This window comes from Neobacillus niacini, from assembly GCF_030817695.1.
Taxonomy (GTDB): Bacteria; Bacillota; Bacilli; order Bacillales; family Cytobacillaceae; genus Neobacillus; species Neobacillus niacini_F.
Genome location: NZ_JAUSZQ010000007.1, coordinates 201162 through 227363 on the forward strand (window position 1 = coordinate 201162; position 26202 = coordinate 227363).

A 26202-nucleotide genomic window follows, 5' to 3' on the forward strand; every position below is an offset into this window, starting at 1 on the left:
TTCATTTAAAAAATTTTAAAGTTATTTCATAAAACTTGCCCCCCGTTATCCATTCAAAGTAGACATTCGTATGTTTAAATTTGATAGGACCAACACTTTGATTTTTTCTCCAGAAAAACAACAATAGATTCTAGACATGTAAAAAAGGAGCTGGTTAGTTATTTTGAATGCTTAGACATATGCAACAAATAAGAAGCTTTAAATAAAAAAATAACTTTTATGTATTTTGTTTCATTCGATAAATTATCTTGGAAATACGCGTTTTCAAACTAAAGATTGTCTATACCCAAAAATGGGGAGCCGAAATCGAAAGGGGATTCTTATTAATTAATGAGGGGTGAATTCGGGCTAGAGGGTAGGATAATATGGGTAAAAGATATCCATCAGCTTTTTTTATTAAACAGATGAGTATTTTGCAGAAACTTTTGCTATGTTTTAAGTAGTAATTGGGCTAAATGGAACAGCCATGCGGTAATATGGTAGGTGGTCCTCCTTGTCAGTTCTAGCCTTACTTAACCTAGTTCACTATCAAGAATCCAAGTGGATGCCGTCATCTTATTTGGGGGATTGCCGATAATGACTGTTTCCACGTGTGATGGCACTTCCTATACGGGTGTGATAAAGATAGTTTCCCCTTAAGTACTTTATGGTGCTACGTACCGTCTTAGAGGGACAGTGCGACCGCCGAATTCTATGGAAACTATACCTTAGGAAACCACTACGATTATTGCATCTCCGCCCAAGGGACTTTTCCACCCAAAAACTAAATGAATAATGGGGCTGAAAAGTAAGACTGTCCCAATTTAATACCTTTTAGGACAGCCTCTTTAATTTGAAATTTCTCCATATTCGTTTAAGACATCACACATGACGGCTGAAGGATAGGAATTGCATAGTTTTGCGAGCTCAATTCCAGCTTCAATATGACTTTGTTTTTCCGAAAATACCGTCCTGATGAGCAATAGGGGAAAACTTGACCAGGTCTTTTAAAATCGCTTGACTGTTTGTTTGGATTATTAATCGCTTTTATCGTATCAAAACGTTCAAATGCTGATATCCCTGTTGTTGCCCAGCAACATCCACTGATATTGCATAAGATGGTCAGATATGATCCGTATTAAGCTGAATCTTGAAAAGATAGTTCCATCTTAATAAAGGCTCGTTGCTTTTCAATTCCGACACTAACCATTCCACGACTATTGGTGACCATGATTTCGACTAGTTGTCGCTAAAGCGGGATATTCCCATGCTTCTTCGCAGGTCTTGTTTCTTTTTTCGTCCGTAGCATTTCAAGGGATTCTTTGAGTTTTTTTCGAGTTTCACGGGGGTCGATGACGTCGTCGACCATGCCTCTTGATGCTGCTTGGTATGGATTCGCGAAAGTTTCGCGATATTCAGCGATTTTTTGGGCTCTCGTTGCCGCTGGGTCTTCATTCTGTTCAATTTCTTTCGCAAAGATGATATTCGCTGCTCCTTCAGGTCCCATTACCGCGACTTCTGAGTTTGGCCACGCATAAACCATATCGGCGCCAATCGATTTCGAATTCAAAGCAACATAGGCTCCTCCGAAGGCTTTCCTTAGAATAACGGTAATTTTCGGCACCGTCGCCTCCGAATAAGCGTAGAGAATTTTCGCACCATGACGGATAATTCCGCCATGCTCCTGATTGATTCCAGGAAAGAAACCTGTAACATCTTCAAACGTGATCAAAGGAATATTAAATGAATCACAGAAGCGGATAAATCTGGACAATTTATCGGATGAGTTAATGTCTAATCCTCCAGCCATCACTTTCGGTTGATTCGCGACAATTCCCACACTGTGACCATCAATACGGCCAAATCCAACAACAATATTTTTCGCAAAGTTTTTTTGAACTTGCATGAATTCCCCATGATCGACAACCTGTTCAATCACCTTGCACACATCATAAACCTTTGTTCCTTGAATCGGTACGAGATCAATGATTTCATCGCTCCAGCCATTATCTTGTTCTGCTTCAACAACCGGTGGTTGTTCCGACTGATTTTGTGGCAGAAAGCTAATCAGCTTTCTAACGTCATTTAAAATTTCTGGTTCAGACTCTGCGGTAAAATGTGCAACACCACTTACACTTGAGTGAACACTTGCTCCGCCAAGGTTTTCCGAGGTAATTTTTTCTCCTGTTACCGTTTCAATCACCTTTGGACCGGTAATAAACATCTGACTTGTCTTCTCGACCATAAACACAAAGTCGGTAATCGCCGGCGAATAAACGGCGCCACCAGCACATGGTCCTAAAATAACAGAGATTTGCGGAACGACCCCGGAATAAATCGCATTGCGATAAAAAATATGGCCATAGCCGTCAAGGGCCTCGACCCCTTCTTGAATTCGTGCGCCGCCTGAATCGTTCAAACCAATGATTGGTGCTCCGTTTTTGGCCGCCAAGTCCATAATACGCGAAATTTTCAGCGCATGCGCTTCACCAAGCGCCCCACCGAAAACGGTAAAATCCTGTGAAAACACATAAACAATTCGGCCATGAATTTTTCCGTAACCAGTGACAACTCCCTCCCCTGGGGCTTCGATTTTATCCATCCCAAAGTTTGTGGCTCGATGTTGGATAAATGGATTTAATTCGACGAATGTGCCTTCGTCTAAGAGCAGATCAATCCGTTCCCTAGCGGTTAGCTTACCGCGGTTATGCTGGGCTTCAATCCGGTCGTCCCCTCCGCCTAGCTCAACTTTATACTTTTTATCCATTAACTCATTTATTTTTTCATACATTGTACTCATCGAATTTACTCACCTAGCTTTCTTATAATCTGAATCCCTCAGCGTTGAGCTTCGGAAAGGTTATTTGCCCTTAGGCTGACACAATTCCAGCAACACTCCATTTGTCGATTTCGGGTGAAGAAAAGCGACAAGATTTCCATGGGCGCCTTGCTTTGGCACTTCATTAATTAATTTGACTCCTTGCTCCTTTAAAAACTCCAAGCGCTTGACAGAATTATCGATTTGAAGGGCAATATGGTGAATGCCTTCCCCTTTCTTTTCAATAAATTGAGCAATCGGGCTATCCTCACTGGTCGCCTCTAGCAGTTCCAAGCGGGTTTCTCCTATTTCCAGGAAGGCGACACGAACCTTCTCACTTTCCACTGTTTCGTACCCTACGCATGTTAACCCAATAAACTCCGTGTAAAATTGAACCGACTTCTCTAAGTCCTTAACGGCAATCCCAATATGTTCAATTTGTTTTGGTGGTTTAACCGACATTTTCCCGTCCCCTTTATTACTTTTAATGGTCGTTATATGTTTTCAATAACTGTTTTGCTGCCATTGTTGCTGAAACTTCCCCGTTAATAACTACTGTTTCAATTCCCGGCAGGGTCCTTTTTATTTCTGATTTGTTATAAAAGCTTGACCGCAAGTAATCCTCAACCATCGTATACATCCAGTCAAGCGTTTGTTTCTGCCGCCTCCTGCCAAACACACCAGACACAGTTGTTTTCTCTTTGAAATCATTAATCAACTGCCACATTTCTGCCATTCCTTCCCCTGTGAAAGCAGAACAGGTATAGGCCTTAGGTGCCCATCCTCCTGTAATTGGCTGTAAAAAATGCAGAATCCGGTTAAATTCCGTTTTTGCGGCTAAAGCGCGCTGTTTATTTTCACCATCGGCTTTATTGACGAAGATCGCATCAGCCAGCTCCATTATCCCTTTTTTAATCCCCTGAAGTTCATCTCCGCCCCCGGTCAGCATAATCAATAGAAAGAAATCGACCATCGAGCGGACCGTCACTTCATTTTGGCCGACGCCAACGGTTTCAACGATGATCACATCATAACCTGCCGCTTCACAAATGAGCATGGTCTCCCGTGTTTTACGATTGACTCCGCCTAAGGTTCCTCCTGTTGCTGATGGCCGGATGAAGGCATTAGGATTTCGCGACAGTAATTCCATTCTTGTTTTATCACCAAGAATGCTTCCACCTGTAATGGAACTGCTTGGATCAACTGCGAGGACAGCCACCTGATTTCCTTGATTACAGAGCATCGTTCCAAAGGTCTCGATCAACGTGCTTTTCCCCGCACCAGGCACACCGCTGATTCCAATACGAATCGACTTTCCGGTGTACGGAAGGAGCTCTTTCAACACTTGTTGTGCAAGCTCCATATGGGCCGGGTGGTTGCTTTCAACGAGCGTAATTGCTTGGCCGATGACCGTCCGATTCCTGGAAAGGACACCTTCAACATAGTCACTGACGTTTAACCGGCGCCGGCGAGGGGAGAGTGGGACGGTTGGCGCTTTTGCCTGCTTTTCATCCGTTGAAATCCCCTTCACTACACGGGAAGCATATTCACTTCCCCCGCCTTCCGGGAACCATTCCGGCTTTATCTTATTGTTATCCATGATTACATCTCATCCTCAAGTCGGCGGTTAATTTCTTCCAATACTTTTTGCGCCGCAACAGGGATCACAGTACCTGGTCCAAAAATTGCTGCAGCCCCATTTTCTTTGAGATATTCATAGTCTTGTACAGGAATGACCCCGCCGGCAACGACAACGATATCTTCACGACCAAGCTTCGTCAATTCTTCGATTAATTGAGGCAATAAAGTTTTATGTCCAGCAGCTAGGGAACTCATACCGATGACATGCACATCATTTTCAACGGCTTGCCTTGCTGTTTCCTCCGGCGTTTGGAAAAGCGGACCAATATCGACGTCAAATCCCAAATCGGCAAAGGCCGTAGCAATCACTTTTGCGCCGCGGTCATGGCCATCCTGACCCATTTTTGCAATCATGATCCTTGGACGTCTGCCTTCCTGTTGTTCAAATTCAGCGGCCATTTCTCTTATAACGGCTACTTGTTCGTTCTCGCCAAATTCTGCACTATAGACTCCAGAAATCGAACGTATCACCGCTTTATGACGACCAACCACTTCTTCATAAGCGTCCGATATTTCTCCAAGACTTGCTCTTGCCCGAGCGGCCTCAATCGCTAAAGCTAACAGATTGCCTTCCCCAGTTTCAGCCGATTTTGTGATCGCCTCAAGGGTTGATTTCACTAATGTCTCATCACGATTGCCGCGTAATTCTTCTAATCTACGAAGTTGTGCTTCGCGAACCGCGGTATTGTCTACTTCAAGAATTTCAAGCGGATCCTCTTTTTCAAGCCGATACTGATTGACGCCAATGATCAATTCTTTCCCCGAATCAATTTGTGCTTGGCGACGAGCGGCGGCTTCCTCGATTCGCATCTTCGGTAATCCTGTTTCAATTGCTTTCGCCATCCCGCCAAGTGACTCAATTTCTTGAATATGCTCCCAAGCACGGTCGACAAGTTCCTTTGTTAACGATTCGACGTAATAAGAACCTCCCCATGGGTCCACGACGTTACAAATTCCTGTTTCATCCTGTAAAAACAATTGCGTATTCCGGGCAATGCGTGCGGAAAAATCCGTTGGCAGCGCAATTGCTTCGTCAAGTGCATTCGTATGAAGCGACTGTGTATGGCCCAATGCTGCTGCCATTGCCTCCACACAGGTCCTTGTGACATTATTAAACGGATCTTGCGCGGTCAGACTCCACCCCGAAGTTTGACTATGAGTGCGGAGTGCCATCGTCTTTTCATTTTTCGGATTAAACTGTTTCATGAGTTTCGCCCAAATCATCCGTCCGGCCCTCATTTTCGCCACTTCCATAAAATAATTCATGCCAATCGCCCAGAAAAATGATAGTCTTGGCGCAAATGTATCAATATCCATGCCCGCCTTTATCCCTGTGCGAACATATTCCAAGCCATCCGCCAATGTATAAGCCAGCTCAATGTCTGCTGGGGCACCCGCTTCTTGCATATGGTAACCAGAAATACTAATGCTGTTGAATTTCGGCATATGTTTGGATGTATATTCAAAAATATCGGCAATAATTTTCATTGAAGCTTCTGGTGGGTAAATATACGTGTTCCGGACCATATATTCTTTTAAAATATCATTTTGAATGGTTCCGGTAAGACTCGCTTGCTCAACCCCTTGCTCCTCAGCGGCAACTATGTAAAAAGCCATGATTGGCAGAACCGCACCGTTCATCGTCATTGAAACCGACATCTGATCAAGTGGAATCCCATCAAATAGTACCTTCATATCGAGAATCGAATCGACAGCCACACCTGCTTTTCCCACATCCCCGACTACACGAGGGTGATCAGAGTCATATCCTCTATGCGTTGCTAAGTCAAAGGCAATCGAAAGTCCCTTCTGTCCGGCTGCAAGATTTCGGCGATAAAAAGCATTACTTTCTTCAGCAGTTGAAAATCCGGCATATTGGCGAATTGTCCAAGGCTTTGTGACATACATCGTTGGATAAGGTCCGCGCAAGTATGGGGCCATCCCGGCTACATAATCAAGATGCTCCATCCCCTCCAAATCCTTTTCCTCATAGAAAGGCTTTACAGAAATTTTTTCCATCGTCAGCCATGCATCTTGTTCGAATGAAGTTTGAACCATTTGCTTCCCTTTTAGAGATGGAGCGTTTTCATTATAGGCAATTGTCGTAAAATCTGGTTTTCTACTCATTGTCCAATCCCTTTCCGCTGTTGAAGGTCAAACAGCACTTGATAACAATTTGATTTCATATGGATCCATTCATCTACCCCAGCTTGCTTGAACAATTCTGCATGTTCGGAACTTGGGGAACCAGCTAATAATAACGTTAGCTCCGGATTCATCTTTTTCAGTTCGCCTGCAAGCGTTGGGACCATATCGGCATAGACGTCATCATGAGAACAAATGACAACAATCGAAGCTTCCGATTCTACCGTAGCCTGAACAGCTTGATCTACCGTTTCAAAGCTGTTATTTGAAAGAACCTCAAAACCGCCGACTTCAAAAAATACCGTTGCAAAATCCGCCCTTGGCTTGAACTGTGCAAGCTTACCGAGATTAGCTAGGAACACCTTTGGATAAAAACCATACGTGTCTTTATAGCTTTCAGCACGTTCCCGTAAGGAGTCAAATTGTTCTGATGCTCGGCGGGCAGGCAACGCTTGGATGCTTGGTACATCTGGATTATTTTGGTGAATAACATCCATCACTTCCCCAATGGTGAGCCTTTGACGAAATACGTTTAAGAAACTTTCTAGGTTTTGTTCGGCTCCCAATCGCTGAAGCAACGTTTCCTTCCCTTCTGGAGAGGCGGTCTCCCGGTACGAGCGTACCTCTTTGCAACGTACTTCATAAACGGATTCCGCATTCTTAGAAAGCTTTTTTTCTGTTAAATTCGGATACATATTTGTTCCGACCAAGCGTTCTTTGCGGTGGGCGATATTGGTAAATCGCTGATTCGCGATCGCATTTATTTGTTCCTGAATCTCGCCCTTCTCAAGAGAATTGAACATACCACTGCTCGCTTCAATTTGCTGGAATAACTGCCAAGCCTGTTTGGCAAGTGAATCGGTAAGGGATTCCACGTACCAAGACCCACCTGCAGGATCTGCCACTTTTGAGAGGTGTGCCTCTTTATCTAAAATAATTTGCGTATTTCGTGCGATTCTACGGGAAAATTCATCAGGTGTTCGAACGGCTTCATCAAACGGTGACACATGAAGACTATCTGCCCCGCCAATAATAGCCGCGAACGACTCTGCTGTTCCTCGCAGTATATTTACATACGGATCGGATACTGTTTTTGTCCAGGAAGATGTGCGCGCGTGAATGGACATTTTCAGCTCTTCTTCCTTTCCGCCAAATGAAGCAACAATATTTGACCAAAGGAGGCGTGCCGCACGCAGCTTTGCAATCTCCAAAAAGACATTGGACCCAACGGAAAAGGTAAAAATCATGCTTTGGGCCACATCTCCGATCGACAATCCCCTGTTCTGCATTTCCCGGATATATTCCACCCCTGTTGCCAATGCAAATGCCAATTCCTGCGCTGCATTTCCGCCAGCTTGGTGATAAGTGTCAGCCTGGATTAGAATCGTCTTTAATTCCGGCGTTTCGCCTTTGGAACATAAGGTGAGTTTTGCCATCCATTCATACGCTTTTTGCAGCGAAATTGGTAAAGTTCCTTCCTTTGCCAAAGTCCCCAACGGATCCATTCCCACACAACCGCGCAGCTGACGGATATCCATTCCCGCCTGCCTTGCCTCGGCAACAATCATCGAATAGACAGGGAGTCCCACCATCCCCGCTTGGACAAAGAGTGGAGTTTTTTCAAGGTTGATTCCCTCAAGGGCTTTTTTGACATCCTCTAGAGAACTAATAGAGACCCCTTTATCCCCTACGCATTCCGGTGCTGCTTGATCCGGATCCTTTCCCAATGCTGAAGCACGGTCAAGAACAAGATTTACCATCGTCTGGCCCCGGGTTAAGTCGATTTTTACCGCCTCATTAAATTCAGAAGGTGTGCCATAAGGCAGCTCTTGACTGACCTCCCACGGTTTTCTTTGTTCTCCTATTTCCCTTGTTCCGCGTACAAATGGAGCGGTCCCGAGTGATGAGGAAAGGTGAGAAATTCCGATTACATCCTCTTTTGTATACATTGGTTGGATGGCAATCCCTTCGTACGTCGTTGTAACAAGCTTCTCTTCAAATGACGCCCCTTTTAACGCCTTAACCGCCGCTTGTTTCCACTCATTAAAAGAAGGAGCTGGGAACTCAGCGAACCCACTATTTTCTTTATTTAGCTTTTCTTTTTCATCCATATTTGCATTTATTATCATTAGGGATCCCTCTTTCATCTAGGAAACTATCATCCTATTCTGGTTTCACAAGGAACAGTGTTTGGCCGTGCTCGACTAAGTGGCCATTTTCAACTAAAATATCGACAATCTCGCCGCTAACTTCCGCCTCAATCTCATTAAATAGCTTCATTGCTTCAAGAATACAAACGACGGTGGAAGACTCAACCTTGTCGCCGATTCTCACAAACGGGCTGGCATCAGGCGATGGGGCATTGTAAAACGTCCCAACCATTGGTGAAACGACTTTCTTTAAACTTGGATTATCAGTATTAACTGGTTTCGGACGTTCTTCTTGAACAGACTTCGCTGTTTCTTTTTTCATTGAGGCCGGTGCCTCCTTAATAGCTACAGCAACAGGTTCCTGCTTCATGCTTGGTTTTACGGTTTCGATAGTTTCATTGCTTAATTGAATCGTTGCTCCTGCTTGCTTTTTTAAAAAAATATTGGATTCTGATCCTTCTAGTTCGACTTTCATTTCCTCAAGCGCTGATTCTTCAAACAACTTAATCATTTCTCTAATTTCATGCATTTTCCACATGGACTTTCGCTCCTTTTTTCAATGGGTTTAATCCTCAATTTTAATCGGATGTAATTCTAGAAATTTCGTATTAAAATCGCCTTTAACAAAAGCTTCATGCTCCAATAATTGCAGATGGAACGGAATCGTAGTTTTAATCCCGCTGATCACAAATTCTTCTAATGCACGCTTCATTCGTTGAATCGCTTCATCACGGTCCTTTCCCCAAACAATAATTTTCGCTACCATCGAATCATAAAATGGAGAAATCTGATAACCTGGGTAAACGGCACTATCGACCCGGACGCCGTACCCGCCTGGTGGAAGATAGACCTCTACTTTTCCAGGAGATGGCATAAAGTTCTTTGCAGGGTTTTCTGCATTAATGCGGCACTCAATCGACCAACCATTAATCTGTACATCCCTTTGTTCAAATGAAAGCGGGTTCCCGGCAGCGACAGAAATTTGTTCTTTAATCAAATCAAATCCTGTTACCATTTCCGTAACCGGGTGCTCAACCTGGATGCGGGTATTCATTTCCATAAAATAATATTGGCCATGTTTGTCTAATAGGAATTCAACGGTTCCGGCACCATGGTAGTTAACGGCCTTAGCCGCAGCAACAGCTGCCTCTCCCATTTTTTCACGGAGTTCCTGATCAAGAGCTGGGGATGGCGCTTCCTCTACAAGTTTTTGGTGGCGGCGTTGGATCGAACAATCACGCTCCCCTAGGTAAACCACATTTCCGTATTGATCGCCCATAATTTGAATTTCTACATGACGGGGCTCTTCCAAATACTTTTCTAAATAAACACCGGGATTGCCAAATGCGGTTTCAGCTTCTTTCTGCGCTTGGCGAATCGCTTTTCTCAATTCATCCTCATCATTCGCAACCCGCATACCTTTTCCACCACCACCTGCTGTGGCCTTGACAATCACCGGATAACCGATTGTTTTAGCAACTTTTACTGCTTCTTCTATATCGTCGACGAGCCCCTCTGTACCCGGGACAGTCGGAACACCGGCACGTTTCATCGTTTCCCTTGCCACCGCTTTCGCACCCATTTTATTAATCGCTTCGGCATCCGGTCCGATGAAGGTCACATCTTTTCGTGCACAGAATTCTGCGAAATCAGCATTTTCCGCTAAAAATCCATATCCAGGATGAATGGCATCCACATTGGATACCAAGGCAACACTCATGATATTGGTCATATTTAAATAACTATCTTTTGACGCAGTCGGCCCGATACAAAAACTTTCATCGGCCAATTTTACATGAAGGGCTTCTTTATCTGCCTCGGAGAAGACGGCCACGGTTTGAATCCCCATTTCTTTACATGCACGAATGACACGAACAGCAATTTCTCCACGATTAGCAATCAGTACTTTTTTAAACATTCGACCTTCCCCCTTAGCTTTTTAACTTCACCAAAAATAGCGGTTGTCCGTATTCCACGACCTCGCCGTCTTCCACAAGAAACTCGACCACTTCTCCCTCTACATCGGATATGATTTCCTGATCCAGATCTAACTTTTCCACTTTGCAATGACCTATAATAGTACCTTTTGTGGTATGGTCGCCGACGGTTACATACGGTTGGCCACCTCGTCCAGCGGAGGAAGCGAATACACCGATTACAGGCGAAACAATTTGGTGCAAGGCTACCTCAAATCCCTCATCTTCTATATTTGGCACAACCCGTGCTGAATTTTGAGGTGCCTGTTCCAATGTGTTAGCCGCCTCGTTGAAGGCCGTTTGAACGGTTTCTTCTGTGAATCCGGAGATTTTTGAAATCTGTTTTATCATCGTAATTCTGACTCCATTATTTTTTAAGCTAAATTCTTGAATGGAATTCTCGCTGACTAATCTAATCATTTCTCGTAGTTCAAGCATTTTTATCATAAATAAACACTCCTGCCAGTTTGTTTTCGACATACTTTCAAATCTCAATGAATGGAAACACGACGATGAAGATCCGTTGAGCTCAAGTTTGCTACTAAGACCAACTAGTTGGTCTTTGATGACAAAAAAACTTTTTAATGTGTTGAAGGTTAGTCCTTTTTAACGAGACCAACTAGTTGGTCTTTGTGATAAAAAAAAACTTTTTTATGTGTTGAAGGTTAGTCCTTTTTACAAGACCAACTAGTTGGTCTTTGATGATAAAAAAACCTTTTTAATGTGTTATAGGTTAGTCCTTTTTAACGAGACCAACTAGTTGGTCTTTGATGATAAAAAAAACTTTTTTATGTGTTGAAGGTTAGTCCTTTTTAACAAGACCAACTGTAGTCTTTGATGATAAAAAAACCTTTTTAATGTGTTAAAGGTTAGTCCCTTTTTAACGAGACCAACTAGTTGGTCTTTGATGATAAAAAAAACTTTTTAATGTGTTGAAGGTTAGTCCTTTTTAACAAGACCAACTAGTTGGTCTTTGGTGATAAAAAAACCTTTTTAATGTATTGAAGGTTAGTCCTTTTTAACGAGACCAACTAGTTGGTCTTCGAATTAAACTAACCCTTTTACATGATCCTGAATCAAACTAAGACCTTTAAAGGATACCTTCAAACAGGCCAAATCCTGACCAACTAGCATCACTATTTCTCTTTAGAACAACTGAGTTTTAAAGTCTTGCGGATAGGACTTCAGAAAGAACTTTGAAAATTCCGGATTTTCCCTCGCTTCCTCAGTCAATAATGAATGCAAGATAAAATCGGCATACATGTCTGCAATTTCTTCAATTGAGTATTGACCATCCTGTTTATACCACTTATAGGTCCAGTTCACCATTCCGAAAATAGCCATCGAAATAATAGGGACTGGCAGGTCTCGAAATTCACCGCAATCCATTCCATCCTGAATCACCTTAAACATTAATTGTTTATATTGATCCCTTTTTATCTTAATGTCATTAATGTATTCAGGAGCGAGATACATGTACTCTTCATAGAACACCGTTACTTCTGATTTATAAAGTTCAATCATGGAAACAAACGACTTAATGATCGCGTGGAGTCTCTCCGTCGGCGTATCCCACTGTTCGTTTGCTTTTTTCCCTTGTTCTAAGACATAGGAAATAAAATGGTCATGGATAAGATAAAGCAATTCATCTTTTGACGTGAAATTGTGATAAAATCCACCTTTCGAAGTCTTACTTTCTTTCACAATCTGATCAACAGTCACCTTGTGAAAGCCTTTTGCTTCAAACATGCGCAGCGATGTTTCTATAATTCGATCTCTTAATGATTTTTCAGCCATTTAAATTCACCCCAGTGTATTTTATCATACCCCCTAAGATGCAACTATTTTTATTTTCTAAGTACACAAATGATATAAATACTTTGAAAATTGTAATTATTATTCCCCATAGTATAAACAATTGATACAAAAGTTGCAAATACTTTTGCAATTATTAAAATAACACCTAACTGATTTTCATTAAGCTGCTGTACATATGCATTGAATTGAGTTAATACCTCGTAGGAATCCGCTTTGAAAAATTTCTCGGCCGGTATATACCATAACGGACTATTTTCCTTTAAAGGATCCGAGTCAAAATAAAAGGTTTATTCGCAAGATTTTAACCGATTCATTCATAATAGAATTCAAAATGTAACCTCCCATTAACAGCTCCTACCCTATTTGTTTTTCAATCGTTCCTTCTCCTTTTCACATTACTCCAATAGGGGATACCAGCAAGTTCAACATCCGCTTTGGGCAATTTACCTCGACTGTAATACACATTTAATTTCCGCTTATCATAATTCAATCCATGTTCCGATATGAAGTCAGCAAACTGCTTTTGATTAAAATAATCAGCCAGCGTTTCTCGAGGAATGGAAAAAGTTGGTTTTTGAATTAAATACGTATCCTCTCTAAAGAACTGAGTCATTAACTCTAATGCAAAAATTCAAGCCATTCATTCTCTAAATGGTGATACAATAATCCGATATTAAAACTTTCCTGTTCAGGTGCTTCAAAATACCAAGTTAATCTTAAGAATACCTCGTCAACTTCTTTTAATCCCTTCATTGCTTCTTCCATTGTTAAAATGTTCCCATTAGCCTTTAATTTACCTTTAAAATTCGGAAACTTTTTTGATTCCCATGTAGTGGAATGGAAATATTGTGTATGTCACATTTTTAGTAGAATGATAGACAAATTCACCAGCCACGGAACGTTCAATCACCATAAAGCAGAAATTAATGATATCCTTTTTTTCTCTAAATACGGGAAGACTAAATCCCCCGGCTTTATTTGATCTTCAGGATCCGGCTTCGTTTTGTTGTACTGCGCTTGAGCTGTCCCATACAAATTAATACCGACTTGTGCAAAGGCATATTCAAGCAATCCTGAGCACCATGCTTCCATTTTCATCGTTGTAGTAACGTAAAACATGTTCAATATAGTTTACATCACCATAACGGTACCATCCTGTCTTTGCTGCCATCATGCTACTAAACTGGATAGCTACTTCTTTTGAATAGCCCCCACGATCTAAAGCATATTCAATAAATCCACTTCCGAAGTTATATGCCTGTAAAGCTATGTAAATATCACCTTTAGCTTGCTTCATTACTTCCGCAAAATATTTCACGCCAATCTGAATAGAGTATTCAGGGTCAGTAATAGTTCCAGGTGGAAGTCCGATCGATTCGGAAGACTGCATAACATCTAAGTGCCGTCCACCTTGAATAAGTGCCATAATGAGCCCGACATATTCACCCATTCCGTTTTCTTTCGCATACTTCTGAATTAACGGCTCGTATCGTATAACTTCAGCTGACACTTGCGCCATTCCACCGGCCACTTCTCCAGACATTTTAGATTCAAACTGGTTCTCACCGCCCAAGCCGATTGAAACAAACAAAGCAACTCCGAAAAGAAAAGTGAGAAGGAGAAAAATGCCTGTAAGAATCCATGTAATAGGGTTTTTAAGAATAGCAATGGTTCCGACGACTTTTGGACCTTTCTTCAAAACTCCCTGCATGTGATCTCCTTTCTATAGGGCTTGGACGTTATTATCATAGAGATTATTAATGAACCGAATGTATCAAAACACTTTTTCCATAACATTTGTGATTCATTTTTATTCTTCAGATTCATGGTTCCTGCTCTTTGATTGTTTGGATGTTTTAGAAGATGAGGTTGTTTTTCTGGCATCGATTTGCTGCTGAGCTTCCCACTTTGTTAAGTATTTCGCAGATTCTTTTGTAGCTGCTACTTCTTTTTGACTTTCCATTCGCGCAGCCGGATCTCGATGGGAAGAAGGTGGCTTTTGACGGTTGGTTGTTCCAGCTACAGGTTTTTCAGAGGTCTTTACACCTTCCGCATTCGGGTTCCGAGCTTCCGAAACTGTACGGTTTGGAGTTGTTTGACCAGAAACAGAACTTTTTGAAGTACTCTCATCTTTTTCTTTTTTGTAATGATTTAAATTTACAATGGCTGCTCCGGCATTTCTGGAAGCTGATCGAGTGGTAGATTCATCATCGACTGCTGCTGTGGCTGTTTTTTCATCTTTACTCATAGCCAATTTTGCTGCTGTCCCCTTACTTTGTTCCCCTTCTCCAATCAGACTTCGTTTAGCTGATTTCGGTCCTGTGACTTGTGATTGCCCCATCCCTGCCTTAGTTGGAGAATCAAAAGATTTTTCATTTTCACCATTCTGACTATTTAGAAAACCTCTTACCATTCCACCTGCTAAATAAGACCCTTGCGTTATGCGCTTTAATCCTTTATAGCTATTTTCCCCAGCCTCACCGATTGAGCTTGTGGTCGAATATGCCATGCGTTCAACCATATTCCTGCCTTGAATCATTCCAGCAGAAGCAACCTCAAAAATTTCAGAACGGAATTTAAACAGTCCCCAAATGGTAATGAAAATTAAGAAAACTACAAAAGCATATCCCTCTACTCCACTCGTTACTTTAATAGATTCATAGAGCAATGTAACAAGTCCCGTAATAACCGCAATCAAAAGCACTAATCCTGCTTTCATCAAGAGTACACCCATCAGCTTTTTCCCGTGATTTAAGGCCGTTTCGCTATAAGATGGAATTAATGAAAGAACCAATGGAATAGCCGTAAAAATAACCAATGCCAAAAACCATACTTGAAGCAAAAACTTAAAGATTCCTAATAACAGGACCGGAATAGATAGTGCAATATTTGAAAGGATAGTGACAATTAGGTGACCAAACCGTTCACCGCTAAAATCGGGTGACATTTGCTTGTTGTCAAAGTTAGAAACCTCATCACGAACAATAATTTTTCTTTTTTCTTTACCTTCAGCTGAATACGGCTTAATTTCTAAAAGACTATCGACCCTATTGGGATTTTCACTAACAACTTCCGTTTCCTTTGTTGAACCGTAATTTAAAAGTAAATATGGACGTTTAATCATGAGATTAAACAATTGATTTACCAGTACCGCAATTCCTTCTTTCGAATCATAGGCAGCGTTACTATTAAACTCATCAGAACTAACTAACACATTTACTGAGCTTGCGATCCCTTCTAGTTCCGCTCCTCGATCATTGAGCCATTTAATGTTTCCTGTCGCATCAGAGTAAAACCAAAACATAAGGACCATGATCACCAAAGCGCCAATAATGGCTTCTACCGCATAGCCAACCTGCTGATTTACAAAATAGCGCCATGCTGCTATTCCTCCAACTATTACGACAAACAAAGATAAGAAAGTCCCTGACATAATCTCATAGATTCGTTTACTCATAATTCCTGCTTCATCAACTATTTGACTAATTAAATCAAATGTCATCAACTCGTTAACGGAATAAAGGGTGAAACTAGCAATAGTCTTATTAAATCCCCACATTCCCTGATTAATAGAATGCAATGATAGTTATGGAGTGCTCGGAAGGTGTGTAATATCCATATAAGCCTACTCTGTCTAAGGTCTTTTCTGTAATCGAAAGCTCTTCATTAAATTTGTTTTTTAAATGCTCATAGATTATTTCTGCAAAATCACTCGACTCTACCTTATCTGGAACTATGGGATTAAACAGGAGGGTCATTCCTTCGGTCTGTTGGATGTCATAAACGGGTACAGCTCGAAACCCAACGATTTCCGATACCTCTTCCAATTCATTTTGACCTGTATCATTTTCTTTTTCTTCTTTAAACTTCTTCTGGATCGGCGTAAGGATCTTAACAATAATTAGTATGGTTTGACTAACGATTCATACCTCTTTGCCGTTTTTTCTTCTTGTTTTTATGCTGCTGCTCGAATTCATCTTCCCTCCATTTACGATCAGCTTCACGGATGGCACTTTCGAGGATAGAGAAGAAATCGGAACCATTCGCTGGGAGGTAAGGTTTTGAATACCATGTAAAGGTGTTAGAAGTTTCAGATCGTGATTCTTCCACAATATCAAACGATTGAACATCGAACACGCTGCGAAGTTGATCAATTCTCTCAGGACCAATTTCATCAGCAAACCTCATACATTCATGATAAAACATATTCATATAAGACTGGTTATTGATTTGGAAATCAGGATAATCATTAAGTAAAAGTTCCCTATATTGATTTTGAATCGCTCTCTCATCTTTAGTATTCATTCGATACAAGGAGAAAATAATTTTATGCTGGTCTTCTTTCGAATACTTTCTTGGAGGGGATGAAAAATCTTCAGGCATAATGGTGCTTCCAAAATACTCTTCGGCCATGACAAAGAATTCCTTTTGTTCAAGGGTCAAATAATCTCGTCCATCCCAATGAGGATACAATTCTTCAAGCTGATAATCATAAAGCAGATCCATTAAATCTAACGATTGGTTCATGTTTTCTTTTTGTTTTAATAAAAACTGCATTTTCTTTAAATCTTTATCAGAAGCATTTTTTATGGTAGATGGATCAGCAAAGTTAACTCCATTTTTCAACCGTAAGTGTTCGAATTGTTTCTCTACATTTTGTATTTCTTCCTGCAAGAATAAAACGAATTGTGGTCTATTATTCAATAAAACATCCAGGTCTTTTTCAATTTGCTTCCTTTCTAATTCATTAAAGACCTTTTCTATATCCTTATTGCTTAACATTTTATTTTGAGAAACCGTTGTTTCAACCACTTCAATTATTTGATCTTTAGTTAGTTCATCTTTCTTTAGATCTGGATAATATTTTTCTAAAAATCGTTTGGCTTCCCTTTCTAGAATATTTTCAGCTTGGTTTAATACATCTGTTTCTATTTCAATCCAGTTTAATTTTTTATACTTTTCTATTGAATCTTGACTAAATTCAAGTCGAGATTTCCACTTTTCCAACTGTAATCTTCGAGTGTTAATATTTTCATAATTCACAAATAATCTTAAGGATTTAGCAGATTCACGTAATTGTTTTTTTTCTAAAGGAGTAAATCGACGAACAAACTTTTCAGTTCTTTCTTTAATCTGTTTTTCTTTTTTCGCTTCTGCCAATTCAATAACGGTTTTGTTGTACTCTTTTCGGTCATTATTTATTTGAATTCGATCGGATTCTTTTCCTTCCCTCTGCATCTGTCTCGCAATGAAACCCTCGTGAATAGTTGGAAGTATTTCAATCCCTCTATCTTTATTTGATAAATGAGTGATTCTATCAGAAAAACCATTTTTCTCTAAAAAACGATTGGCATATTGCGCCCACTGTTCTCTCCAATACATCAGTTTTTCTTTTGTGTTCCAATCAGTTGTATGTACAGCTTTTACCTGTTTGTTTCCATCAATCATTTCTTTCACTTTCGTTTGTTTATTTCCCCATGTTCCATCTTTATTAAATGGACGAATGGTTAACATTACATGAAAGTGAGGGTTTTCTTGATCATCCCGATGAATTGATAAATCAGCCACCATCCCATCTTTTACAAAAACCTCTTTACAAAACTCAATGGCTAATTGTTCTTGTTCTTCATGGGATAATTCTTTTGGCAAAGCTACATTAATTTCACGAGCAAGCTGAGCATTCCATTGTTTTTCTTTTTTCTCCACTTCATTCCATAATTGCTGGCGATCATAAACCCATTGAGGTGCATGATTAGGCGCAAGAATATGAGTAATCGGTTTCACTTTCCTTTTGTAAAACTTCTCCTCACTCGTTCTTTCATCTATCAGTCTATCACCAGAACGATAGGCAGCCGCCGCTATGGTGTTTTGTTGTTTTTTTCTTGAAATGATCTGATTCGAAAAATGATAGATTGCCATTGTCATAGTCACCCCATTTTCTTTTAATTACATGAGCGAAGCGAATTTTTCAGACGCCTCACGAAATTAGTTCCTTAAAAGAAGGAGCTAACGCACCATATCACGATAGTGGTATATAAGTGCGCCCTTAATTTTATTTTCGGGATTATTGTATCACTTCCCATAATTTGGGTCAAATGCTATAATATAGTAAACTACCCAAATGAGGTGCAGACCGTGGCAAAACAAAATACAAAAGAGCAAATAATAAGTATTGAAGAACAAATTAAAAAACTAAAAGAAAAACAAAAACGTATTTTGATTGATTCTCAAAAAAACATTGGAAAGTATTTAATGGAAACATGGGGAGTCGAAGACGTTACCGAAGCAAAGGAGTTAATCGATGTATTTAAGGAACAATTACATTCATATAAAGAGGTATCTTCATCTAACGAAGGGGAAAAAAAACAAGAAAGTAACCTGTCATAAAAACCTTTAAGGTGATGATGAACGTGTCCAGTGAAGAAGTCCGTAAACTTGATGATAAAATAAAAGTTTTAGAACAAAAAAAGAAAGCACTAGAATACAAAATTACAACTGAAGATCGTCGAGCAAGAACTAGAAGATTGATACAAAAAGGTGCACTCTTTGAAAAGTACTTAGAAAATGAAAATGTGTCTCTACTGGAAACAGAATTATTGCTAAAAGTTTTAGCTGATTTCAAGAAAAAGAATAGCGATTATGTCAGTCGACAAATTCAAAAAATAATGGAAAATACAGAGGCCAACGAATCAAAAAAATCTAATTAAAGCACCCAGAGTGATGAGTGCTTTATATTTAGGGTTGAAAGCCCACTAGATACTCCTTGATGGGAGAAAAAAATAAAGTGATAGAAACATTTTATTTTTTTGTCTTTATTCTTTTTTTCTTTTAATCTTGAAGATTGTTGGCTCGTTCTGTATGGCGGCGATAGCCGTAAATGAGGCAGGAACCTAGGGAATATTGGCTAAGAATGAGACTTATAGTCCGTGGGTATCGAACCATTTAATACCGAAGCACATATGGACTGTAAAGAAAGACGGATTTTACTTTCTTTACAGTCCGTAGTGCTGCCACCAGAAGTAGCTTTTAAACTTAGTAAAAATTTTTATTTTTAGCATTCCTTTTAACCAATCTCATGTAAGAAAATTCATCTTTAAAGTTAACTATAGGTTGATAACGGTCACTCATAAACGCGGGCTTATGAATATACATTTATATCTAGGTGATTGGTTTAAAAATGGGGTGTAACTCTGTGAAGGTTTACTTTTGTATGTTTAGTACTAAAAAAACTCCTAAACGAAGTCCCTTTTGACTATACAACCCTTATAGTTAAATCTTTACTATCTCATTTAAGGCATCTAAAATTTTCACGCAATCGATCCGTCCTTTTCTCACTTATTAATTCTTTAAAACATTTTCCCATCCGATAATAGATCTCACTAAATCATCTTTCCAAAGTTCCCTTTATTCTTTTGAAAAAGATGATGACATGATTCCGTAAATTTTATCATTTCAAAATTACGGTGAATTTTTACTTTCTTCTGCATCAAAAATGAAACCACTGATTGTCAAACCAATATTGGTTTATATTTCTATTAGTATCGTTTTCCCCTAAATAAGGCTAGAATAAACCGTATATTATAAAAGGCAAATCCTAATAATGTAAAACATTCGTAAGTAACATCTTATGAGAATAAGCTGGTATTAATAATCTTCTTTCTTACCGTTGTAATTGGAACGATCCCTAATAATATTTAAGAACGGAAACAAAAAAATAGAAACATTTGCTTCAGAAAATGCTTTCCTTTCTCCCTTGAATAAACCTCAAAAGGTTAGGTTGCTTTTAGCAAGCATCAAGCAGGCTCGATGCCTGCTTTTAATCAAGAAAAAACGGACGTTTTTTCTTCCTTTCGTAACCCTGCACCAGCTGTAGATCTAGCCGATGTAGTTCCTTCTATAGATTTATTTTCTCTAGTATTTTTTCAGCATCCCTGGCATTCGCAAAATAATCACTGCAACCATTATAAGGAAGGATGGTTCAACTTGTATAGGCCTTCCCATCCTAAATAATAGCCCGCAACTGATTTCATAACCTTTAAGTAACTTTTTATTATATTCTCGTTCACAATGCTTTTTCTTTTTATACAAAGGGGCAAAGCCCCTTTGTTATTTTCCTAATTTTATAGATAACCTTTTTCTTTTAGGCTGATGTGTTTTCCTGTATGGGTGACAATCACATGGTCAAGGACATCAATTCCTATAATTTTCCCGGCTTCTGCAAGTCTCCTAGTCACCTCAATGTCTTCTTTGCTCGGTCTTGGGTCTCCGCTTGGGTGCTGGTGGCTGACAATAATGGATGCCGCATTATTAAGAATGGCACATTTCATAACATCCCTAGGGTGAACGATACTCGCATTCAAGCTTCCTATATGCGCTCTATGTAACCCCACTACCTGATTTTTCGTATTGAGCATCATGACAAGAAATACTTCTCTATCTTCATCAGCAATATGTGCGGCCGCTAATGTTTGAGCATCCTCTGGTGAACGAATTTGATACAGTACAAACGGAACGGAGGATTCCTTAATTTCTTGTTTGATTCGGACGACTTCAAAGATTGACGTTAATTCCATTTTTTCAAAACTCCCTTTTGTTTTTGATTTTTTTCTTTTCTTTTTCCTCTTGCCTTGCGAAGCGAATATATTCCCCAAAGGGGGATGATTTTTCCCCTTTGACATGGAGAACGGAAAACACGAATAGTCGGTCGGTCAAGGGAATAGCACAAAAAGTTTTTTGCTGTTACGAAGTGCTTTTAAGAAAAAAACTTTTTTGCCCCTTGATTGAGCGACTAGCCGTCTTAGCTTTTAGCCGGAAAGGTTCGGGTGTCCTACCGGCTGAAAAGGTTAGTCGGCTTGCGCTGTTTTACGATTCGTAAGGCAAAGGGAAAAATAAATAATAAAAGCAGCCAGTCGGCTGCTTCCTTTTGTCTTATAATCCTTGAGCTTTTCGGCTCGTTCGGTATGGCGGCGATAATAGCCGTAAATGGAACAGGAACCTATGGAATTGTTGGCGAAGTATGAGCCATACAATCCGTGGTTATCGAGCCATTTAATGCCGAAGCGACACGTATGGAATGTAAGAAAGGTGCTTTTCCTTTCTTTACAGTGCGTAGTGCAGCCGCCTAAAAAGTAAAGATTTGATAGTTGACCCTTTTACATAGATTTAATGAATAAACTTCATTTCATGCAACGATATATACTTTAAGATCAATAGGGTAATTTACTTGAAAAGTCCGGAAGAGATACAAGTTCCTATTTCCAATTTTAAAAGATATCGTTAAACCATATTCGATATCACTCTTGCTTTATCTGCCATAGTTGAAATATCCAAACTTACAAATTTGTCTTCTTTATACCAAATAACATCCCTGTAGTTTTACTAAAACATTGTTTTCGTTATAATATGGGTAAAAGTAAAGGAATGCATAAAATGAAAGATCAGATTGATGAATTAACGTTATTATTACTGCATTTAACATCTTTTACAGAAGATTATGGATTGGGTAATGCTCAGAGGAGTTGGAAGGGTTATCCTTTTGAGTCACTAAATGAATTAACGGAGAATGATTACATTCGTGGCAGCAAGCAATCAAAATCAGTGTATCTAACAGAAAAAGGAATCGAACAAGCCAAGAAACTGATGAAGGAATACAATATAGAAGAACAATAAGGGATCTCTCTGTAAATGAGATTTCCCTTTAATTTTCGTAAAAGTGTGACCAAAAGTTTGATCCACTCTAAAAGTATTTTAATTAATATTTATAAGATTGTCCGCCATCAATTGGAATAACGGCTGCATTGATGAAGTTTGCTTGATCAGACAATAAGAATGCAACTAAATAGGCAAATTCTTCTGGTTTGCCGAAACGCTTCATTGGGTTTGGCTCACAAATTGTTTTCCTACTTCTTCCCAATTTACTGGATCGATTTGTTTTAATGATTCTTCGACCATTGGGGTCATAATTGCCCCTGGTGCAATTGCTTTGATACTAATACCGAATTGTTCGTATTCAATACCAGAGTTTCTTGTTAAACCAACAACACCATGCTTACTTGCTGCGTATCCTGACTGATTACCTACCCCCCGAATACCACCAACAGAAGCTGTATTAACAATAGAGCCAGACCCTTGTTTTTTCATTACTTCTAAAACCTACTTCATTCCAAAGAAAACACCATTTAGGTTGATGCCCACTACTTTACGGAACTCGTCAATGCCATATTATTCAGTAATGTTTTGCTTTCCTTCTATTCCTGCATTATTAAAGAACCCATCAATTCTGCTGTATTTATCTACAGTTTTGTTTACATAATTTTTCACTGCTTCTTCACTAGAAACATCTGCAGTAATTAAAAGCACCTCTGCTTCTGGTGCTACTTCTAATGTTAATTTTTTTGTTTCCTCTAAAGAATGACTATTTACATCTACTTAAGGAAAGTTTTGCCCCTTCTTTTGCATTTGTAATGCAGAGGTTTGACCTAAACCATACCCAGCACCAGTAACTACTACTACTTATCCTCAAAACGATTACTCATTATATTCTTCCTCTCTTTTATTTTTTTCATAAAATAACTTATTGTGCGGTATATCCACCGTCAACTGTTAGTGTATTGCCTGTCATAAAGGATGAATCATCCGAAGCCATGAATAATACAGCTCTTGCCATTTCTTCTGCTGTACCAAGACGTTGCATGGGTGTAAGAGAAGCAAGCTCCTTTTTACTTTCTTCGGGAATAATGGGTGTATCAATAAAGCCGGGTGCTAAAGAGTTCACACGAATATTTTTTGTTGCATATTCCAATGCAAGGGAACGTGTTAGATTGAGAACCCCACCTTTTGCTGCATTGTATGCTGCTGAACCAGGTGAACCGACCCAACCATACATGGAAGCTGTATTGACGATAGAGCCACCGTCTGATTTTAGCATTTCACGAATGGCTTCACGCGCTACTAAAAATACACCGTCTAAGTCTACATTGACTGTGTTGCGCCATTCTTCATAGGAAAGCTCATCCGTTGGTGTTACACGTCCAATCCCAGCATTATTAAATACGATATCTATTTTTCCAAAGGCATCTAGTGTCTCTTTAAAAATATTTTGTACTTCTGCTTCAACTGTAATGTTTGCTTTTAAAAAAAGCGCTTCTGCATTTTGTGCTTTTAACTCATCTTCAAAGGCTTTTCCTTTTTCTTCATTTAAGTCAACAAGTACTACTTTTGCGCCCTCTTGAACAAATAATTTTGCTGTTGCAGCACCAATTCCAGACGCACCACCTGTAATTACTGCAACTTTTCCTGATAGTTTTCCCATTATAAATTACCTCCAATATTGTAGTTTAATTAAATAGTCTCAAATTAAGTCATTTTAAATTTGAAATAATTGCAAAGCCCCTTCTTTTCATAATTTCCCCCTTTAAGTATGAAGAAAACCTATTTTGCTAATTTTTCATATTGAACTATTCACCATTACTTCAATAAGAAGAAGCGATTACCATTGTTGAGCAATTGCACCATTATTTTAATAAAAAAGAAGAATTAGATTCAAAAAACACTTGTGAAAAATTTACTTCACAAGTATGTAAGAGATTTTACTTTTTGATTAGGCTCTCGTAAATTTCCATTTAAAAAGGGGGGCTTTTCATCCAATTACTACAAAGTATTATCATTTTGTCCGTTTCTCTAGACACCTATGCTTCTGATTTATTGATCACTTGGATATAACACACATTGTTATAGTTTATATTTTTATTACAACAACCTTGTATTTTTTTTAAACAAGCATCACCCATACATCTCTAATCCTTCCATACTAACTACTATCTTTAATTTCTGCTAAGTTAAACGATTTTAACTGTTTCTAGTTTTAGTAGTATCATCACTTTTCTTGTGGAATATCTTAAAATTAGTAATTTATTAGAATAGTTAGGAAGTGGATTTTTTATCGTAAAATACATATTTATTAAAATCATACATATTTATTAAAAAGGACATAATTAATAAAAGAAACAATATTAATAAGCATTTTTAAATTGGATGATCTATCTATTGGGGGACAAGGGTTTCAGCCATTTTTGAGATTCGTAATAACATAGTTTCCACCATTGCACAAAGATAATGTAAAAGAATAAACATCTACACAAGTATTTTTTTTGATTATTTACATGTACACAGGGGTTTATTTTAGATATTAACGAATCCACAAGGTGTTATTCGGAACATCTTTTATGTAAAAAAATATTCCTTCGTAAAAAAACTGTCGGAGATTGGGACAGAATTAAACACGAAGGAATTTTTTTGTTCTGTAGGAGTTGTATTTAAATTTATAATAAACACCAATAGCCCTGTGAAAGTTCATTTTTTTCACAAGGCTGTTTTTTTAAATTAGATTGTAAAGTGCTGGTTCTTGCCCAGTTATGGTGAATTCTCTAATTTTAGCTTCAAAGATTAGTTCATAAGGCAGCTTTTTTAAAGCTCCAGGAAGAAACTTTCTGAAAGCCATTCTGAAAAAGGCTCCGATTGAGTAGAAATGGAAAGTCCCCTTTCGTTCTTTTTCTGTTTGTATATGGGTTCCAATCTGATCCATTGTTTCTAAAAAGAAATTTTTCATGAAACGATCACGCACAGTGAAGGTCTCTTTTTCTTCATCCATAAGATAGTTCAGTTTTTTCACTACTTCTTGTTTAAAAGAAATCATGACATCGATTTGATCTCTTGGCTTATATTTTATCTGGTGTCCATCCAAGAAGTAGGTAAGCTCTTTCGACAATTTTGCTATCAATGGGTTTACGTTAAATTCATCTGTGTTCTCTTCCACGCATTCCGGCTTCAAGGAAAAGGAAGCTTTCTTAATCCATATTTGCTTTCCACGAATTTCAATCCCAGAAAAATCTATGGAAAATAGAGGTTCTAAAACGCTTAAAGTTTTACGGACCCCTTTTGCATTTTTATTGAGTTGAGCCTTAAGTGTCTTCATAGTACGTTCTTGCTTTACTTTCTCTACTTCGCCGGTCTTACTGAAAGACATACCAGTACGGAATTGGTTAAGTAAGGATAAGAGAAGTTCAATCCCTTCTGGGTTTGATGTTCGAACGAATTCAGCTAAAATATTGGTATCAAAAAGAGCATGTGGTATGATCAGGTAATTGAGAACACCGCCATACTCAGGTGTATTATATTTTTCAACATCTTTTAACACCAAAACAGGTAACCCTTCGTGGATTTCCTCTTTCACAAAATGATGATCTTCTAAAAACTTCTTACCTCCCCAAAGAGTGGAATACGAGATTCCAAGTTTCTTTGCCCAGGTAGAAAGATTGAATTCCTTTAGTATGCCGCGTTGATTCTGTTCCACATGCAATTGTTTTAACATGGTCATATATACCACATAGGCAGAGGCAGGAGGGCGCTCAAATGACTGATCGCGAAGAAAACGGAATTCTTCCAATATGGCATGATGCATTCGAAACCCATCAATTCTTATTTTAGTTTTGTTCATTTTTGACCCTCCTCTCGTCTATTTTCCTAGATTGAATTATAGCAGAATGGAAATAGAGGAAATGATACCCTTTATTAGAGATTTTCAAAGTTGCACAACGAACGTCAAACCCTTGGGGGACAAGGGTTTGAAAAAAACTCTAAATTTTTTTGTGTGAAAGGAAACGTCATTCTTTTTTCA

25 protein-coding genes and 1 pseudogene are annotated in these 26202 nt (G+C 39.1%); 4 read left to right on the plus strand and 22 right to left on the minus strand.

What is annotated here, in order from left to right; translation table 11 throughout:
- Positions 1-853: 853 nt before the first annotated feature.
- The 17 genes from QFZ28_RS29945 to mobQ form a co-directional block, all read right to left on the minus strand.
- Complete coding sequence (locus QFZ28_RS29945; protein WP_373428185.1) at positions 854-1105, minus strand: 3,4-dihydroxy-2-butanone-4-phosphate synthase; 252 nt, start codon at positions 1103-1105, stop codon at positions 854-856.
- Positions 1106-1228: 123 nt separating this feature from the next.
- A complete protein-coding gene (locus tag QFZ28_RS28900) occupies positions 1229-2770 on the minus strand; it encodes an acyl-CoA carboxylase subunit beta (RefSeq protein WP_307198174.1) in 1542 nt (513 codons plus the stop codon).
- A 69-nt stretch (positions 2771-2839) separates the two neighbouring features.
- Positions 2840-3259 (minus strand): methylmalonyl-CoA epimerase, encoded by a 420-nt coding sequence (mce, locus tag QFZ28_RS28905; protein WP_307198030.1) that lies wholly within the window; start codon positions 3257-3259, stop codon positions 2840-2842.
- Positions 3260-3281: 22 nt separating this feature from the next.
- On the minus strand, positions 3282-4397 hold the full coding sequence (gene meaB, locus QFZ28_RS28910; RefSeq protein WP_307198031.1) for a methylmalonyl Co-A mutase-associated GTPase MeaB: 1116 nt from the start codon (positions 4395-4397) through the stop codon (positions 3282-3284).
- 2 nt (positions 4398-4399) lie between these two features.
- Entirely contained in the window at positions 4400-6565 is a 2166-nt protein-coding gene (gene scpA / locus QFZ28_RS28915; protein ID WP_307198032.1) for a methylmalonyl-CoA mutase, read from the minus strand.
- Entirely contained in the window at positions 6562-8712 is a 2151-nt protein-coding gene (locus QFZ28_RS28920; protein ID WP_307198033.1) for a methylmalonyl-CoA mutase family protein, read from the minus strand. The genes scpA and QFZ28_RS28920 overlap by 4 nt, the downstream gene beginning before the upstream one ends.
- 34 nt (positions 8713-8746) lie before the next feature.
- Positions 8747-9271, minus strand: a complete 525-nt coding sequence (gene accB / locus QFZ28_RS28925; RefSeq protein ID WP_307198034.1) for an acetyl-CoA carboxylase biotin carboxyl carrier protein — start codon at positions 9269-9271, stop codon at positions 8747-8749.
- Between the two features lie 27 nt (positions 9272-9298).
- Positions 9299-10651, minus strand: a complete 1353-nt coding sequence (accC, locus tag QFZ28_RS28930) for an acetyl-CoA carboxylase biotin carboxylase subunit (RefSeq protein ID WP_307198035.1) — start codon at positions 10649-10651, stop codon at positions 9299-9301.
- 13 nt (positions 10652-10664) lie between these two features.
- Complete coding sequence (locus QFZ28_RS28935) at positions 10665-11156, minus strand: biotin/lipoyl-containing protein (protein WP_307198036.1); 492 nt, start codon at positions 11154-11156, stop codon at positions 10665-10667.
- 699 nt (positions 11157-11855) lie between these two features.
- Positions 11856-12506, minus strand: a complete 651-nt coding sequence (locus QFZ28_RS28940) for a TetR/AcrR family transcriptional regulator (RefSeq protein WP_307198037.1) — start codon at positions 12504-12506, stop codon at positions 11856-11858.
- A gap of 391 nt (positions 12507-12897) precedes the next feature.
- Positions 12898-13140 (minus strand): hypothetical protein, encoded by a 243-nt coding sequence (locus QFZ28_RS28945; protein WP_307198038.1) that lies wholly within the window; start codon positions 13138-13140, stop codon positions 12898-12900.
- 5 nt (positions 13141-13145) lie between these two features.
- Positions 13146-13292, minus strand: coding sequence for a hypothetical protein (locus QFZ28_RS28950; RefSeq protein WP_307198039.1), 147 nt, complete (start codon positions 13290-13292; stop codon positions 13146-13148).
- 141 nt (positions 13293-13433) lie between these two features.
- The gene (locus tag QFZ28_RS28955; protein ID WP_307198040.1) at positions 13434-13598 is read right to left on the minus strand and encodes an NlpC/P60 family protein; all 165 of its coding nucleotides are present in this window, start codon (positions 13596-13598) and stop codon (positions 13434-13436) included.
- Positions 13591-14238, minus strand: coding sequence for a lysozyme family protein (locus QFZ28_RS28960; RefSeq protein WP_307198041.1), 648 nt, complete (start codon positions 14236-14238; stop codon positions 13591-13593). Before QFZ28_RS28960 ends, QFZ28_RS28955 begins: the two co-directional genes overlap by 8 nt.
- A 99-nt stretch (positions 14239-14337) precedes the next feature.
- Positions 14338-16086 (minus strand): CD3337/EF1877 family mobilome membrane protein, encoded by a 1749-nt coding sequence (locus QFZ28_RS28965; RefSeq protein ID WP_373428186.1) that lies wholly within the window; start codon positions 16084-16086, stop codon positions 14338-14340.
- A 7-nt stretch (positions 16087-16093) separates the two neighbouring features.
- Positions 16094-16354, minus strand: coding sequence for a hypothetical protein (locus tag QFZ28_RS28970; RefSeq protein ID WP_307198043.1), 261 nt, complete (start codon positions 16352-16354; stop codon positions 16094-16096).
- Positions 16355-16442: 88 nt separating this feature from the next.
- The gene (gene mobQ / locus QFZ28_RS28975) at positions 16443-18446 is read right to left on the minus strand and encodes a MobQ family relaxase (RefSeq protein ID WP_307198044.1); all 2004 of its coding nucleotides are present in this window, start codon (positions 18444-18446) and stop codon (positions 16443-16445) included.
- A gap of 216 nt (positions 18447-18662) precedes the next feature.
- On the opposite strand from mobQ, the gene QFZ28_RS28980 reads away from it, so the two are divergent.
- The gene (locus QFZ28_RS28980; protein ID WP_307198045.1) at positions 18663-18914 is read left to right on the plus strand and encodes a hypothetical protein; all 252 of its coding nucleotides are present in this window, start codon (positions 18663-18665) and stop codon (positions 18912-18914) included.
- Positions 18915-18937: 23 nt separating this feature from the next.
- Entirely contained in the window at positions 18938-19234 is a 297-nt protein-coding gene (locus tag QFZ28_RS28985) for a hypothetical protein (RefSeq protein WP_373428180.1), read from the plus strand.
- 1413 nt (positions 19235-20647) lie between these two features.
- Here QFZ28_RS28985 and QFZ28_RS28990 read toward each other — a convergent pair.
- Positions 20648-21100: a JAB domain-containing protein gene (locus tag QFZ28_RS28990; RefSeq protein ID WP_307198046.1), complete on the minus strand. Its 453-nt coding sequence runs from the start codon at positions 21098-21100 to the stop codon at positions 20648-20650.
- Between the two features lie 279 nt (positions 21101-21379).
- Here QFZ28_RS28990 and QFZ28_RS28995 point away from each other — a divergent pair, with 279 nt between their 5' ends.
- Positions 21380-21547 carry a hypothetical protein gene (locus tag QFZ28_RS28995; protein WP_307198047.1) on the plus strand — a complete coding sequence of 56 codons (168 nt, stop codon included), beginning with the start codon at positions 21380-21382 and terminating at the stop codon, positions 21545-21547.
- Positions 21548-21956: 409 nt separating this feature from the next.
- Complete coding sequence (locus QFZ28_RS29000; protein WP_307198048.1) at positions 21957-22196, plus strand: DUF6429 family protein; 240 nt, start codon at positions 21957-21959, stop codon at positions 22194-22196.
- An 82-nt stretch (positions 22197-22278) separates the two neighbouring features.
- On the opposite strand, the gene QFZ28_RS29005 is transcribed toward QFZ28_RS29000, so the two are convergent.
- From QFZ28_RS29005 to QFZ28_RS29020, 4 genes and pseudogenes are all read right to left on the minus strand, one after another.
- On the minus strand, positions 22279-22401 hold the full coding sequence (locus QFZ28_RS29005) for an SDR family oxidoreductase (protein WP_373428181.1): 123 nt from the start codon (positions 22399-22401) through the stop codon (positions 22279-22281).
- Positions 22398-22889, minus strand: a pseudogene (locus QFZ28_RS29010) (SDR family NAD(P)-dependent oxidoreductase); the annotation flags it as partial. The gene QFZ28_RS29005 and the pseudogene QFZ28_RS29010, both read right to left, overlap by 4 nt.
- A gap of 211 nt (positions 22890-23100) precedes the next feature.
- On the minus strand, positions 23101-23838 hold the full coding sequence (locus QFZ28_RS29015; protein ID WP_307198050.1) for an SDR family NAD(P)-dependent oxidoreductase: 738 nt from the start codon (positions 23836-23838) through the stop codon (positions 23101-23103).
- Positions 23839-24903: 1065 nt separating this feature from the next.
- A complete protein-coding gene (locus tag QFZ28_RS29020; protein ID WP_307198051.1) occupies positions 24904-26022 on the minus strand; it encodes a hypothetical protein in 1119 nt (372 codons plus the stop codon).
- Positions 26023-26202 lie beyond the last annotated feature (180 nt).

What these genes read in the sequence shown, in the direction of transcription:
- mobQ (WP_307198044.1), bottom strand. Translation starts at nt 18,446, where the DNA reads ATGGCAATCTATCATTTTTCGAATCAGATCATTTCAAGAAAAAAACAA.
- QFZ28_RS29000 (WP_307198048.1), top strand. Translation starts at nt 21,957, where the DNA reads ATGAAAGATCAGATTGATGAATTAACGTTATTATTACTGCATTTAACA.
- QFZ28_RS28945 (WP_307198038.1), bottom strand. Translation starts at nt 13,140, where the DNA reads ATGACTCAGTTCTTTAGAGAGGATACGTATTTAATTCAAAAACCAACT.
- QFZ28_RS28920 (WP_307198033.1), bottom strand. Translation starts at nt 8,712, where the DNA reads ATGATAATAAATGCAAATATGGATGAAAAAGAAAAGCTAAATAAAGAA.
- QFZ28_RS28950 (WP_307198039.1), bottom strand. Translation starts at nt 13,292, where the DNA reads ATGGAAGAAGCAATGAAGGGATTAAAAGAAGTTGACGAGGTATTCTTA.
- QFZ28_RS28960 (WP_307198041.1), bottom strand. Translation starts at nt 14,238, where the DNA reads ATGCAGGGAGTTTTGAAGAAAGGTCCAAAAGTCGTCGGAACCATTGCT.
- QFZ28_RS28990 (WP_307198046.1), bottom strand. Translation starts at nt 21,100, where the DNA reads ATGGAATTAACGTCAATCTTTGAAGTCGTCCGAATCAAACAAGAAATT.
- meaB (WP_307198031.1), bottom strand. Translation starts at nt 4,397, where the DNA reads ATGGATAACAATAAGATAAAGCCGGAATGGTTCCCGGAAGGCGGGGGA.
- QFZ28_RS29015 (WP_307198050.1), bottom strand. Translation starts at nt 23,838, where the DNA reads ATGGGAAAACTATCAGGAAAAGTTGCAGTAATTACAGGTGGTGCGTCT.
- mce (WP_307198030.1), bottom strand. Translation starts at nt 3,259, where the DNA reads ATGTCGGTTAAACCACCAAAACAAATTGAACATATTGGGATTGCCGTT.
- accC (WP_307198035.1), bottom strand. Translation starts at nt 10,651, where the DNA reads ATGTTTAAAAAAGTACTGATTGCTAATCGTGGAGAAATTGCTGTTCGT.
- QFZ28_RS29020 (WP_307198051.1), bottom strand. Translation starts at nt 26,022, where the DNA reads ATGAACAAAACTAAAATAAGAATTGATGGGTTTCGAATGCATCATGCC.
- QFZ28_RS28900 (WP_307198174.1), bottom strand. Translation starts at nt 2,770, where the DNA reads ATGTATGAAAAAATAAATGAGTTAATGGATAAAAAGTATAAAGTTGAG.
- QFZ28_RS28965 (WP_373428186.1), bottom strand. Translation starts at nt 16,086, where the DNA reads ATGTGGGGATTTAATAAGACTATTGCTAGTTTCACCCTTTATTCCGTT.
- scpA (WP_307198032.1), bottom strand. Translation starts at nt 6,565, where the DNA reads ATGAGTAGAAAACCAGATTTTACGACAATTGCCTATAATGAAAACGCT.
- QFZ28_RS28935 (WP_307198036.1), bottom strand. Translation starts at nt 11,156, where the DNA reads ATGATAAAAATGCTTGAACTACGAGAAATGATTAGATTAGTCAGCGAG.
- QFZ28_RS29005 (WP_373428181.1), bottom strand. Translation starts at nt 22,401, where the DNA reads ATGAAGCGTTTCGGCAAACCAGAAGAATTTGCCTATTTAGTTGCATTC.
- QFZ28_RS28940 (WP_307198037.1), bottom strand. Translation starts at nt 12,506, where the DNA reads ATGGCTGAAAAATCATTAAGAGATCGAATTATAGAAACATCGCTGCGC.
- accB (WP_307198034.1), bottom strand. Translation starts at nt 9,271, where the DNA reads ATGTGGAAAATGCATGAAATTAGAGAAATGATTAAGTTGTTTGAAGAA.